13 protein-coding genes are annotated in these 12,847 nt (G+C 61.3%); 5 read left to right on the top strand and 8 right to left on the bottom strand.

Going from position 1 to position 12,847, the window contains the following annotated elements; all coding sequences use genetic code 11:
• Window positions 1–8: 8 nt before the first annotated feature.
• From J1G35_RS06335 to J1G35_RS06320, 4 genes are all read right to left on the bottom strand, one after another.
• Window positions 9–923: an SdiA-regulated domain-containing protein gene (locus tag J1G35_RS06335; protein WP_053127900.1), complete on the bottom strand. Its 915-nt coding sequence runs from the start codon at window positions 921–923 to the stop codon at window positions 9–11.
• 120 nt (window positions 924–1,043) lie between these two features.
• Window positions 1,044–1,970 carry an SdiA-regulated domain-containing protein gene (locus J1G35_RS06330; RefSeq protein WP_223014111.1) on the bottom strand — a complete coding sequence of 309 codons (927 nt, stop codon included), beginning with the start codon at window positions 1,968–1,970 and terminating at the stop codon, window positions 1,044–1,046.
• A 171-nt stretch (window positions 1,971–2,141) separates the two neighbouring features.
• Window positions 2,142–2,807 carry a fumarylacetoacetate hydrolase family protein gene (locus tag J1G35_RS06325; protein ID WP_053127896.1) on the bottom strand — a complete coding sequence of 222 codons (666 nt, stop codon included), beginning with the start codon at window positions 2,805–2,807 and terminating at the stop codon, window positions 2,142–2,144.
• Between the two features lie 22 nt (window positions 2,808–2,829).
• Window positions 2,830–4,224 carry an FAD-binding oxidoreductase gene (locus J1G35_RS06320; RefSeq protein WP_053127893.1) on the bottom strand — a complete coding sequence of 465 codons (1,395 nt, stop codon included), beginning with the start codon at window positions 4,222–4,224 and terminating at the stop codon, window positions 2,830–2,832.
• Window positions 4,225–4,429: 205 nt separating this feature from the next.
• Here J1G35_RS06320 and serA point away from each other — a divergent pair, with 205 nt between their 5' ends.
• Entirely contained in the window at window positions 4,430–5,659 is a 1,230-nt protein-coding gene (serA, locus tag J1G35_RS06315; RefSeq protein WP_003176761.1) for a phosphoglycerate dehydrogenase, read from the top strand.
• A 67-nt stretch (window positions 5,660–5,726) separates the two neighbouring features.
• On the opposite strand, the gene J1G35_RS06310 is transcribed toward serA, so the two are convergent.
• Window positions 5,727–6,167, bottom strand: a complete 441-nt coding sequence (locus J1G35_RS06310; protein WP_053127892.1) for a DUF4399 domain-containing protein — start codon at window positions 6,165–6,167, stop codon at window positions 5,727–5,729.
• Window positions 6,168–6,301: 134 nt separating this feature from the next.
• Between J1G35_RS06310 and J1G35_RS06305 the strand changes: the two genes are divergently transcribed.
• Window positions 6,302–6,826 carry a transporter substrate-binding domain-containing protein gene (locus J1G35_RS06305; protein ID WP_053127890.1) on the top strand — a complete coding sequence of 175 codons (525 nt, stop codon included), beginning with the start codon at window positions 6,302–6,304 and terminating at the stop codon, window positions 6,824–6,826.
• On the opposite strand, the gene J1G35_RS06300 is transcribed toward J1G35_RS06305, so the two are convergent.
• Window positions 6,777–7,259, bottom strand: a complete 483-nt coding sequence (locus J1G35_RS06300) for a DUF523 domain-containing protein (RefSeq protein ID WP_223014110.1) — start codon at window positions 7,257–7,259, stop codon at window positions 6,777–6,779. The genes J1G35_RS06305 and J1G35_RS06300 overlap by 50 nt on opposite strands.
• Window positions 7,260–7,261: 2 nt before the next feature.
• Window positions 7,262–7,894 (bottom strand): 2OG-Fe(II) oxygenase, encoded by a 633-nt coding sequence (locus J1G35_RS06295; RefSeq protein WP_223014153.1) that lies wholly within the window; start codon window positions 7,892–7,894, stop codon window positions 7,262–7,264.
• A gap of 131 nt (window positions 7,895–8,025) precedes the next feature.
• On the opposite strand from J1G35_RS06295, the gene J1G35_RS06290 reads away from it, so the two are divergent.
• Window positions 8,026–8,778, top strand: a complete 753-nt coding sequence (locus tag J1G35_RS06290) for a DUF2059 domain-containing protein (RefSeq protein WP_053127884.1) — start codon at window positions 8,026–8,028, stop codon at window positions 8,776–8,778.
• Window positions 8,779–8,821: 43 nt separating this feature from the next.
• Here the strand turns inward: J1G35_RS06290 and J1G35_RS06285 are convergent, their stop codons facing one another.
• Window positions 8,822–9,763, bottom strand: coding sequence for an alpha/beta hydrolase (locus tag J1G35_RS06285; RefSeq protein ID WP_223014108.1), 942 nt, complete (start codon window positions 9,761–9,763; stop codon window positions 8,822–8,824).
• A 99-nt stretch (window positions 9,764–9,862) separates the two neighbouring features.
• Here J1G35_RS06285 and J1G35_RS06280 point away from each other — a divergent pair, with 99 nt between their 5' ends.
• On the top strand, window positions 9,863–10,438 hold the full coding sequence (locus tag J1G35_RS06280; RefSeq protein ID WP_223014106.1) for a DUF6436 domain-containing protein: 576 nt from the start codon (window positions 9,863–9,865) through the stop codon (window positions 10,436–10,438).
• Window positions 10,439–10,467: 29 nt separating this feature from the next.
• Window positions 10,468–12,831, top strand: coding sequence for a penicillin acylase family protein (locus J1G35_RS06275; RefSeq protein WP_223014103.1), 2,364 nt, complete (start codon window positions 10,468–10,470; stop codon window positions 12,829–12,831).
• Window positions 12,832–12,847: the final 16 nt, after the last annotated feature.

Here is a 12,847-nt window from a genome sequence, read left to right as displayed (position 1 = left end):
GCGGTGTCTCAGGGAGTGGACTTCTTGAACACATAGAACAGGTTCGGCTCGCTGACCAGGTACAACGTGCCCTCGTCATCCATGGCGATCCCTTCGGCCTGCGGCACGCGCTTTTTCAGGCCGTGGCGCCCATTGAGCAGAGACAGACTGCTCAGTGGGCGACCGTCGATATCCAACTCCAACACCAGAAACGACTCATCCGACAGCGCCAGCAGATGGCCGCTGCGCTCATCGTATTGCAGGCTCGACAGGTCGCGCACAAACAGCCCGGCATCGCGTTTGGGGTTGTTGATGACGTGCACCGAGTAGGTTTTTTCCGGTTTGAAATGAGGAAACCCGTGGACCTCATAGATCAGCATCGGGTCGCGTTCCTTGGCCACGAACAGGCGCTTGCCGACTGAGTCATAGGCCAATCCCTCAAACCCCTTGTTGCCCCCGACATGCAGGCCCAGGGTCATCTGCTCCGCATCGGCGGCGTCGAGGAATTGGGTGTCGTCGTCCACATGCACCTTGATCAGCCGCTGCTGGCGTTCGTCGGTGATGACGTAGATGTTGTCGCTGATAAATTCCACCGCCTCGGCATCACCGAACCCCACCAAAGGAATACGCCGCAGGATCTTGCCCTCAAGGGACAGCTCGATCAGTTCGGCGTTTTGATTGGTGACGGTAAACAGGCTTTTGCGCACCGGATCGTAGGTGAGGGCCGAGACATCGTCGTCGAGCCCTTCGATAACCTGGGCCTCCAGGGTCACCCGGTAATCCGCCAAGCCGATGGAGCGCTCGTCTGCCGGCTGGCGCCAGGCCTGCCAGTTGAACCAGGCACGTTCGAACAGGCGATAGTGCTGCGCAACCGCCCCGGCGCTGACTACGGCGATCAGCGCAAGCATGAAGAGAATGGGTGTGGGGCGGGCAAATCGACGCATCGGGCGGGCTCAAAGTCAAAAGTGGCGAATGAATATCACGCCTGTCTGAATTTAAACTTAAACGCGCCCTGGTGTCTGGCGAATGCCGCTAATAGAGAGATATCCGACGTAATCCGTCCGTTACTTCTGCTTTTCGAACCGATAGAACAAGTTTGGCTCACTGACAATGTAGAGCGTGCCGTCCTCATCCATGGTCACCCCTTCTGCCCGGGGGATGGTGTTCTTGAGGCCATTGAAACCACCGAGCAGGGTCATGAAGCTGACTTGTTCGCCCTTCTCGTCCAACTCCAGCAGCAAGTGGGAGTCGGCCGATAACACCAGCAGATGGCCGGTGCGCGGGTCGATGGCCAGGGCCGAGAGGTTGCGCATATCCAGCTCTTTGCTGGCCAGTTTCTGTTTATCGCCGACCAGGGTCTGGCTGCCGTCGCTTTTCCAGGTGAACAACGCCGGCGGGCGCTCTTCACCCAGCACAAATTGCTGATTGCGCTTGTCCCAGGTGAGTCCTTCGAACGCTTTGTTCTGGTCCTTGGACGGACCCAGGTCATAGCTCGGGAAGTCGGCCTTGTTCAATTGCTGGGTGGTGGCGTCGACCTTAACGATGGTCAGGGTGTGCTGGCGTTCGTCGACCACAGCTATCAGGCCATTTTCCATCACGGTCACGCCTTCCGGATTGTCCCAGCCATTGAGCGGCATCTTGCGCAGCACATCGCCCTGCAGGCTCAGTTCGACGAGGAAGGGATTCTTGCCCATCACGGAAAACAGGGTTTTGGTCTGCGGGTTGTAGGAGACGTCCGATGCTTCATCCTTCTCCATGCCCGGCAGCAGCTTGCCATCGATCACGGCATGGTAGTCCGGCAACCACACGCTCTCCTGGCGCTCGGCCGAGGTTTCGAAGCGCTCCAGCACCCACAGCAGGCCGCGGTCGTCCCAGTGCATGGCCCAGGAAATGCCATACACGATGGCGCCCGCCAGAAATAACCAGGAATACCAGCGCAAGGCAAAGCGAGAACGCGGCTTAGGTGTTGCGGAGGGCAGGGACACGGCCATTGGGTGCTTTTTCCGGAAAGTCAGCGGTAGGTGATAGCACAGGATCAACGGGCCCGCGCGCTGGAGGCTGAGGATTATCCGGATGGCGTGTGAAAAAAATGCAAAAGCCGATGCACGAGATGGACTCGGACCCACTGTGGGAGGGAGCAAGTCCCCTCCCACATCAGGTGCTTATCGAACGCTGCTTTCGAAGCGATTCACGCCGCTCAGTTCCAGCACCAGCTCATCACCCACATTCAACGGCCCCACGCCGGCCGGGGTGCCGGTGAGGATCACGTCGCCGGCCTGCAGCGAGAAGCAGCCGGCCATGTACTGGATCATCGGCACGATCGGGTTAAGCATGATCGCGCTGTTGCCGTCCTGGCGCACTTCGCCATTGATGGTCAGGCGAATGCCAATATCGGTGACATCCGGGAACGTGCTGCCGACCACGAACGGCGCAATCACCGCCGCACCGTCGAAGGACTTGGCGATTTCCCACGGCAGGCCCTTGGCTTTCAGCTCGGCTTGCTTGTCGCGCAGGGTCAAGTCCAGGGCCGGGGCGAAACCGGAGATGGCGTCCAGCACTTCTTCGCGGCTCGGCTTGTTCGACAGCGGCTTGCCGATCAATACCGCGATTTCCGCCTCGTAATGCACCGAACCGCGCTCGGTCGGAATGCTGAAACCGCCTTCCAGCGGCACGACGCAACTGCCCGGCTTGATGAACAGCAACGGCTCGGTCGGCACCGGGTTGTCCAGCTCCTTGGCATGTTCGGCGTAGTTACGCCCAATGCACACCACTTTACCCACAGGAAAGTGGATGTTGGTGCCGTCGACGTACTTGTGCTGGTAGCTCATGAAACGACTCCTTCGGGGGCGGTTAAACAGCGAAGATCTTGCCAGGGTTCATGATCCCGTTCGGGTCGAACACTGCCTTCACTGCTTTCATGTATTCGATCTCAACCGGCGAGCGGCTGTAGGTCAGGTAATCGCGCTTGGTCATGCCCACGCCGTGCTCGGCGGAGATCGAACCGTTGTACTTCTGCACGGTTTCAAACACCCACTTGTTCACGGTGGCGCACTTGGCGAAGAACTCATCCTTGCTCAGGTTTTCCGGCTTGAGGATGTTCAGGTGCAGGTTGCCGTCGCCGATATGGCCGAACCAGACAATTTCGAAGTCTGGGTAGTGTTCACCGACGATCGCATCAATTTCCTTCAAGAACGCCGGCACTTTGGAGACAGTGACCGAAATATCGTTCTTGTACGGCGTCCAGTGGGAAATGGTTTCGGAGATGTACTCGCGTAGCTTCCACAAGTTATGCAGCTGGGTTTCGCTCTGGCTCATCACGCCGTCCAACACCCAGCCCTGCTCGACGCAGTGTTCGAAGGTTTCCAGGGCGTGGTTGGCGACTTCTTCGGTGGTGGCTTCGAATTCCAGCAGCGCGTAGAACGGGCACTCGGTTTCGAACGGCGCCGGCACATCGCCACGGCCGAGGACTTTGGCCAGGGCCTTGTCGGAGAAGAATTCGAAGGCGGTCAGGTCCAGCTTGCTCTGGAAGGCGTGCAGCACCGGCATGATCGAGTCGAAATCGGTGGTGCCGAGCACCATCGCCGTGAGATTTTTCGGCGCACGGTCCAGGCGCATGGTGGCTTCGACCACAAAGCCCAGGGTGCCTTCGGCGCCGATAAACAGTTGGCGCATGTCGTAGCCGGTGGCGTTCTTGATCAGGTCGCGGTTCAGCTCCAGCACATCGCCCTTGCCGGTGACGACTTTCATGCCGGCCACCCAATTGCGGGTCATACCGTAGCGAATGACCTTGATCCCGCCGGCATTGGTGCCGATATTGCCGCCAATCTGGCTGGAACCGGACGATGCGAAGTCCACCGGGTAGTACAAGCCTTTTTCTTCGGCGACGTTCTGCAATTGCTTGGTGACCACGCCCGGCTGGCACACGGCGGTGCGGTCGGTGAGGTTCACGTCGAGGATCTGGTTCATATAGTCGAACGAGACGACCACTTCGCCGTTGGCCGCCACGGCAGCAGCCGACAGGCCGGTACGACCACCGGATGGCACCAGCGCCACCTTGTGCTCATTGGCCCAACGGACAATGGCCTGCACCTGCTCGGTGGTCTTGGGGAACACGATGGCGGTGGGCGCGGGCGCGAAGTGCTTGGTCCAATCCTTGCCGTAAGCCTCCAGGGAGTCGGCGTCGGTCAGCACTTTGCCGGGCTCAACCAGGGTCTTTAGCTCATCAATCAGGGCAGGATGGGTCATCGACAGAACTCTCGAACAATTCATGGTCATCCTGAGAACGCTTCACGTCGCAGGAATGAGTGTTTAGCGGGGCGCGTATGCTAGCATACCGCCCCCGCAGGACAGAGCCCAAGGGCGTTTCTGCGGTGACGGCTTTCCTGCCGTCCGGGTCAGCTTGCGCTGCTCGATTCCCTGCCATTTTTCTCCGGGATACAGGTTTACGCAGATGAGCAAGACTTCTCTCGATAAGAGCAAGATCAAGTTCCTTCTTTTGGAAGGCGTCCACCCATCGGCTGTCGACGTTCTGAAAGCTGCCGGGTACACCAGCATTGAGTACATCACCAGTTCTCTGCCGGAAGCCCAGCTCAAGGAAAAGATCGCCGATGCACACTTCATCGGCATTCGCTCCCGCACTCAACTGACCGAAGAGATCTTCGATCACGCCAAGAAGCTCGTGGCAGTTGGCTGTTTCTGCATCGGCACCAACCAGGTCGACCTCAATGCAGCGCGCGAGCGCGGCATCGCAGTGTTCAATGCCCCGTACTCCAACACCCGTTCCGTCGCGGAGCTGGTGCTGGCCGAGGCCATCCTGCTGTTGCGCGGTATCCCTGAGAAGAACGCTTCCTGCCACCGTGGCGGCTGGATCAAGAGCGCGGCCAACTCCTTCGAAATCCGTGGCAAGAAGCTGGGTATCGTCGGTTACGGTTCGATCGGCACGCAACTGTCGGTACTGGCCGAAGGCCTGGGCATGCAGGTGTTCTTCTACGACACCCTGACCAAGCTGCCATTGGGCAACGCTACCCAGGTGTCGAGCCTGACCGAACTGCTGGGCATGTCCGACATCGTCACCCTGCACGTTCCGGAAACCGCTGAGACCCAGTGGATGATCGGCGAGAAGGAAATCCGCGCCATCAAGAAAGGCGGCATCCTGATCAACGCGGCACGCGGCACCGTGGTCGAGCTGGACGCCCTGGCCGACGCGATCAAGGACAAGCACCTGATCGGCGCGGCAATCGACGTGTTCCCGGTGGAGCCACGCTCCAACGACGACATCTTCGAAAGCCCGCTGCGTGGCCTGGACAACGTGATCCTGACCCCGCACATCGGCGGTTCCACTGCCGAAGCCCAAGCCAACATCGGCCTGGAAGTGTCGGAGAAACTGGTCAAGTACAGCGACAACGGTACCTCGGTATCGTCGGTCAACTTCCCGGAAGTGGCCCTGCCGGCTCACCCTGGCAAGCACCGCCTGCTGCACATCCACCAGAACATCCCTGGCGTGATGATGGAGATCAACAAGGTGTTCGCGGAAAACGGCATCAACATCTCCGGTCAGTTCCTGCAGACCAACGAGAAGGTCGGCTACGTGGTGATCGACGTCGACGCCGAGTACTCGGACCTGGCGCAAGAAAAGCTGCAGCACATCAACGGTACTATCCGTAGCCGCGTATTGTTCTAACGCTGCAAACGCTGCACAAAAAAATGGGAGACCCGCAGGGGTCTCCCATTTTTTGTCTGAACAAATCTTACTTGACGTTAACCGTGATGACTTTCGAGGCTACAGTCGGGTCGAACTGGCGATGCACATTGTCGCCAGCCACCAGTTGCAGGGTGTGCTTGCCTGGCGTCAGGGTCAGCTCGGTTTCAGTCTGCGCCTTACCGAAGTGAATCGACGTGGCGGTGGCAGGAATGGCTTCATCGGCCTTGAGCGACTGCACATCCTGGTCTACCAGCAGGTGATGGTGACCGGCGTTGGGGACTTGTTTGTCGATCGGCTCCAGGTCCAGGCCCTTGACGCCAAACTTCACGGTGAAGGTTTTGTCGACGGTCGCGCCATCTTTGGGCGAGACGATAAACACCTCAGCCCCTTTGGGCGCGGGGGTACGCGGAACGTCGGCGGCATTCGCCAACATCGAGGCACCCAGCAACAGGCTGGCAATCGTTGCACGGGACAATAGGGCTTTCATTCGCTTCTCCAGTTTTTCTGTGAAATCTGTAGGGTTCTGACAACTTCGCGACAAATTGCTGTCAAAGGCACTCACCACCATAGCAAAGCGATGCTGATCGGCGCCTCGCACATTCGAATTCTCTAGGAGTGACCATGCGCTTTTCGCCTGGCCTGTTACTTTTGCTACCCCTTCTGAGCCCCTTGGCCCATGCCGAACTGATCGACGATGTAAACGATCGCGGCGAGCTACGCATCGCCCTTGAAGCCAATACCCCACCGTACAACTTCAAGGAAGGCGACAAACTCACCGGTTTTGAAGTCGAGCTGGGTGAACTGCTGGCAAAAGAAATGGACGTGCGCCCCTCATTTATCACCACCGATGACGCCGACCTGCTGCCTGGGGTCTCAACCGGCAAATACGATGTGGCCATCAACCATATCGCTATGACTGCCGAGCTTAAGGATCGGTTCGATTTCAGCGAGGCTTATCACGAGCAGCCTGAGTTGGCGATCCCGTTCCAGAAGGGCAACCCGGCCTTCAAGACGAGTTTGGACGGCGCCTTGAAGCGGGTGAAGGACGATGGCCGATTAAAGGCGCTGTCGCACAAGTGGTTCGAAGGCGACGCCCCTACAGACGCGCCAACGCCTGTGCCGCCTCAGGCAACTCCAGCTCACTGAACACCTGCACGCCGTGGCGCTTGAGCAGCGCCGCCGTTACGCCCTCGCCGCTGACCTTTACACCGGTAAAGGTTCCGTCATAGGTCAGCAGGTTGCCGCAGGACGGGCTATTGGCCTTGAGCACGGCAATGCGGATGTGGTGGCGCTGCACCAGCGCCAAGGCCTGGCGGGCGCCGTCGAGGAAGGCGGCGCTGAAGTCTTCACCGCCGGCGGTGAGCACCTGGGCACGCCCTTCCCACACATCAATGCCCTGCCCGCCCGGAATCTCGGCAGAGGGCCTGGGCGTCGGCAAACCGCCCGACACTTCCGGGCAGATCGCAATCACACGGCCTTCAGCCTGCCACGCCGCCAGTTGATCGAACGGCCCGCTGGCCCCGCCGTCGTAGCGCACCTTGTGGCCGAGCAGGCAGCGGCTGATCAAAATCTTTTGCATGGTTAAAACGGCTCGTTGCCGCGCCGGCGAAACCAGCCGGTGAGGGACAGGCGTTCGCGCGTGGCGGGCATGACTTCGTGGGGCACCTCGCCCGACAGAAACACCACCAGGCATCCGCCAGTGGGGACCACATCGTATTCGACACCGTCCTTGAGGTACATGCGCAACTGGCCGCCGTGCTCGGGCAGCCAGGCGTCGTTCAAGTAGATCACCGCCGACACCATGCGCCGGTCATCGTCGCGAAAACGGTCCACGTGCCGCAGGTAAAACGCGCCAGGCGGATACATCGCGAAGTGGCTTTCGAAATCCTCAAGGCCGAGGAACAAACCACGGTTCATCGCCAGGCGCAGGCTGTCCATCACCGCCATATAGCTGTCGCAGACCGCCGCGTCGCCCTCCTCCAGCCACTGGATATGGTCGCCGCGAATGCCCTCGCGAATCTCCTGGGCCGGTCCACGCCCCACCGCCGCGGGGGCCAACTCGCCCTCGGCCGCACGTTTACGGCACTCAGCCGCCAGTTCCAGGGTCAGAGCCTGGGGCAGGAAGCCGTTCTGCTGCGACCAGCCTTTTTCGGCCAGGTCATCAACGATGCGTTGCAGCAGGGGGTGATCGAGGGGTATTTGCATGGCGCGCATAGTATCCATACGCCTGTGAATCCGACAGAGCCGCCGAGCGTCTGAATACACTTTAGTCAGGTGACCGATAGGACTTCTCGACAAATCCTACGCCCGACACGGACAATAGTGGCCGACTGACAGGAGTCCATATGCGTCGTTTGTTTTTTTCCTTGCTGATGTTCTGCGTTTTGCCCGCCTGGGCAGACGGTCATGACCAGTTGTACAAGGTCGCTGGCTGGGCCGAACAACGTGCACATTTCAATGACGCCCTCAGTGCCGCCCAGCAACGCTACCGCAATAGCCTGCCGCCGGCGGTGTACCAGGCGCTGGTGGACAACAGCAATAAGCGCTTTGCCGCCCAGGCCATGGACCAGCGTGCCGAGGCGCAATTGCGCAAGAACCTGGCAGACCCAGCGCCCGCCCTGGCGTTCTTCCAGTCGCCGCTGGGCCGCAAGATCGTCGCCGCCGAATTGCTGGCCACGCGCCGCGACCAACTGGCAAAAAATGCCCAGGGCCTGCCCAAGATCGAAGCCGACGCCACCCGCAGCCTGATCATCGGCCACCTGGCCCAGGCCCTGCCCGCCCGTGAAGCCGGCGCCGAAGTGAGCCTGGCGATTGCCGGTGTAGCGGCTGACAGTTTGAGCCAGATGATCCCCGGCCTGCTGGGTGGGGGTCAGGCCCAGGGCATGTTGAATGGGCAGCGTGAGCGGCTGATGCAACAGATTGGGAATGATCTGAACAACACCCTGCTGTACGTCTATCGGGATCTGTCCGACCCGGAGCTGGAAGAGTTCGCGACGTTTGCAGAGTCGCCGCAGGGTAAGGCGTATTACCAGGCGGCGTTGGCGGCGATTCGCGCAGGTCTTGCGGTCGGCCAGAGCACCTCAAGCCTGGCGCAGTAGAAAATGTGAGAGGGGGCAAGCCCCCTCCCACATTTGGATCGCGTTAGTTCAGATGATCGGTGAGGTACCTGAAGTACTCTTCACGAATCTCCGGAATCTCATTCGCCAGGTGATGCCGGCCACGCGGCAGCATCAATACTTCGGGCTGGTCGAACTTGCCCCGCAGCACCTGCAAGTTGTGCTGCCAGTCCACCGTCATGTCTTCCTCACCCTGCACAATCACCGGCCGCCGTGGGCTGCGCGGGGCGGCTTCGATGCGTTTGATCCAGCGCGCCAGCGCGCCCACCCAGGCGGTTGGCAGTTGGCGCGGCTGAAGCGGGTCGGCTTCCAGGAACGGTTTGAACGCCGGGTCGTGGGTGTTCTCGCTGAAACGCCGCGCGATGCCTTTGACGAACGGGCGCAACAGGTAATAGCTGAGCTGCGACCATCCCCACGCACGCGGTCGCACCAGCGGTGACAACAGGAAAGTCTTGCCTTGGGCCGGGCTGTCAGCGCCATGGTTGAGCAAGTGGTCCACCACCACCGCGCCGCCGGTGCTTTGCCCGAACAAGTGCCAGGGCTGTGGCAATTGCAGCGCCTGGGCCTGGGCAAACAGCGCCCGCACCACCGCCTGATACACCGCAAAATCATCAATGCTGGCACGCTCGCCACTGGATAAGCCGTGGCCCGGCAAGTCGCAGGCGATCACCACGAAGCCCTGGTCCAATGCCCAGTCGACCACATGGCGATACAGGCCCATATGGTCGTAGAAGCCGTGAAACATAAACATCGTGGCCACCGGCACAGGCGGCCGCCACACCTGGGCAACCACCTCAAATCCCTCCACCTCGAAACGCCCCAGCTGACTCACAGCCGGGACTTTGCGCGCACTCAGGTCCAGTCCGTAGAAACGCTGGTAGACCCGCGCTTCAGCTGAAAGCGGTTGCGCATCCACCAGGGGCCGCAGGCTTTCACGAAGGTGATCAGGGTCAAAGGTCACAGGCATAAAGGGTTCCAGACTTGCAGCGAAGATGAATATCGAGCTGCGATATTCATCTGTCAGGACAAGCATGGCAAGCTACGCGACCTGCGAGGATAGATCCGAATGCGACAGCCTTACCGTAACGCCCTGTTCGCCAGCCTGATCCTGATCATCTGCGCCGGCGTGCTGTGGGCGGCGTATGACTGGTTCCAGGGCCGCTACCTGCGCGCTTTCAGTGAACACACGGCAGTGTTTTCCGGCGATGCCCTGCAACTGCCCGCTGAACTCAGCGGCCCCGGGCCGATCCGCCTGGTGCACTTCTGGGATCCGGCTTGCCCCTGCAACGTCGGCAACCAGCAGCACCTGGGCGAGTTGATCGAGCAGTACGCGCCCCAGGGCGTCGAGTTCTATGCTCTGCAAAAAGCCGGCAGCCACGGCCAGTTGCCCGACAACCTGCGCCAGATGAAAACCCTCACCGCCCTGCCTGGCGCCGATCAGGTGCCGGCCAGCCCGGCCGTGGGCATCTGGGACCGCACCGGCAAGCTCGCGTATTTCGGGCCCTACAGCGAAGGGCTGACGTGCAATTCCAATAACAGTTTTATCGAGCCGATCCTGAAAGCCCTTGAAGCCGGCCGAGCGGTGAATGCCACGCACACCCTGGCGGTGGGCTGCTATTGTTCGTGGTCGAAAGATCTGTAGCTCGTCCCCACTCTCGGTAAGGAATGTCCATGAAGCGCGTCTTGCGGGTTCTCGCGGTTCTGCTGGTGCTGATCGCCCTCGGTGCGGGCTGGTACGTCTACAGCAAGCAACCCACCCGCCAGGGCACGGTTGAACTGGCCAACCTCCAAGGCTCGGTCACCGTGCGCTACGACGACCGTGGCGTGCCGCATATTCGCGCCGAGAACGAGACCGACCTGTATCGCGCCCTGGGCTACGTGCATGCCCAGGACCGCCTGTTCCAGATGGAGATCATGCGGCGCCTGGCCCGTGGCGAGTTGGCCGAGGTGCTCGGGTCGAAGCTGCTGGAGACCGACAAGCTGTTCCGCAGCCTGCGCATTCGCGACCGCGCGGCCAGCTATGTGGCGCAGCTGGACCCGGAGTCACCACACTGGAAGGCCCTGCAAGCCTATCTGGACGGGGTCAACCAGTATCAGGACAGCCACGCCCGCCCGATGGAGTTCGACGTGCTGGGCATCCCCAGGCGCCCGTTTACCGCCGAGGACACCATCAGCGTCGCCGGGTACATGGCCTACAGCTTTGCCGCTGCGTTTCGTACCGAGCCCTTGCTGACTTACGTACGCGACCAACTGGGCAGCGACTACCTGAAAGTCTTCGACCTCGACTGGCAACCCAAGGGCGCCCTCAACCTCGCCGGCAGTGACTGGAACACCCTCGGTGCCCTCGCCGCCCTGAGCGAACAGGTCCTGGCCGACAACGGCTTGCCGCAGTTCGAGGGCAGCAACGCCTGGGCCATCAGCGGCAGTCGCACCAAGAGCGGCAAACCGCTGCTGGCCGGTGACCCGCATATCCGTTTCTCGGTGCCGTCGGTGTGGTACGAAGCGCAGCTGTCAGCGCCGGGGTTTGAGCTGTATGGCTACCACAACGCGCTGGTCCCCGTGGCGTTCCTGGGGCACAACCTGGATTTCGGCTGGAGCCTGACCATGTTCCAGAACGACGACCTCGACCTGATCGCCGAGAAGGTCAACCCGGACAACGCCAACCAGGTCTGGTACCACGGCCAGTGGGTCGACATGACCAGCAGCGAGCAACAGATTGCCGTCAAAGGCCAGGCACCGGTCAGCCTCACCCTGCGCCAATCGCCCCACGGCCCGATCGTCAATGACGTGCTCGGCGAGAACGGCGGCAAGACGCCGATTGCCATGTGGTGGGCGTTCCTCGACACCCAGAACCCGATCCTCGAAGGGTTCTACCAACTCAACCGCGCCGACACCCTGGCCAAGGCGCGCGCTGCGGCGGCCAAGGTGTCGGCGCCGGGGCTGAATATCGTCTGGGCCAACGCCAAGGGCGATATCGGCTGGTGGGCGGCGGCGCAGTTGCCGATTCGCCCGGCCGGCACCCACCCAGGCTTTATCCTCGACGGCAGCACCGCCCAGGCCGACAAGCTGGGCTTCTACCCATTCAGCGCCAACCCCCAGGAAGAAAACCCGGCGCGCGGCTATGTGGTCTCGGCCAATGCCCAGCCGGTGTCGCCCTCCGGCATGGAAATCCCCGGTTATTACAACCTCGCCGACCGTGGCCAGCAGTTGAACGCGCAGTTGAGCGACAAGAGCGTGAAGTGGGATGTGAACAACAGCCAGGCTCTGCAACTGGGCACCACCACCGCCTTCGGCCCGCGCCTGCTGGCGCCGCTGTTGCCGGTACTGCGCGAGGTGGTCACGGACCCGGCACAGTTGAAGCTGGTGGAGCAGTTGGCAAGCTGGAAGGGTGACTACCCGCTGGGTTCCACCAGCGCCACGCTGTTCAACCAGTTCCTGTTCAACCTCGCCGACGCGGCTTTCCACCCGAAACTGGGCGACGGCATGTTCAAGACCCTGCTCACGACCCGCGTGATCGACGCCGCCCTGCCCCGCCTGGCTGCCGACCCGGCTTCGCCCTGGTGGGACGGCAAGCGCGCCGACACCGTCAAGCGGGCCTGGGACAACAGCCTCGCGCACCTCAAAGCCACCTTCGGCGATGACCCGACGCAATGGCAATGGGGCAAGGCGCATACGCTGACCCACGGCCATCCGCTGGGCTCGCAGAAACCCTTGGACCTGATCGTCAACGTCGGCCCGTTCCCGGCGCCCGGCACTCACGAAGTGCCGAATAACCAATCCGCCAATATCGGCCCGGCACCATGGCCGGTGACCTACGGCCCCTCCACCCGCCGCCTGATCGACTTCGCTGACGTGGCACACGCCCTGACCATCAACCCGGTGGGGCAAAGCGGCGTGCCGTTCGACAAGCACTATGGCGACCAGGCCGAGACCTATATCGAAGGGGGTTATGAGCAGGCGCATTTCACCGATGAGGAAGTGACCGCGAACACCCGTGGCACGCTGAAGTTGTTGCCAGCACGCACGCTGCGCTAACCCTTTCTGTAGGAGC

This window comes from Pseudomonas sp. SH10-3B (assembly GCF_019891415.1).
GTDB lineage: Bacteria > Pseudomonadota > Gammaproteobacteria > Pseudomonadales > Pseudomonadaceae > Aquipseudomonas.
This window is presented reverse-complemented; position numbering and strand designations above follow the sequence as displayed.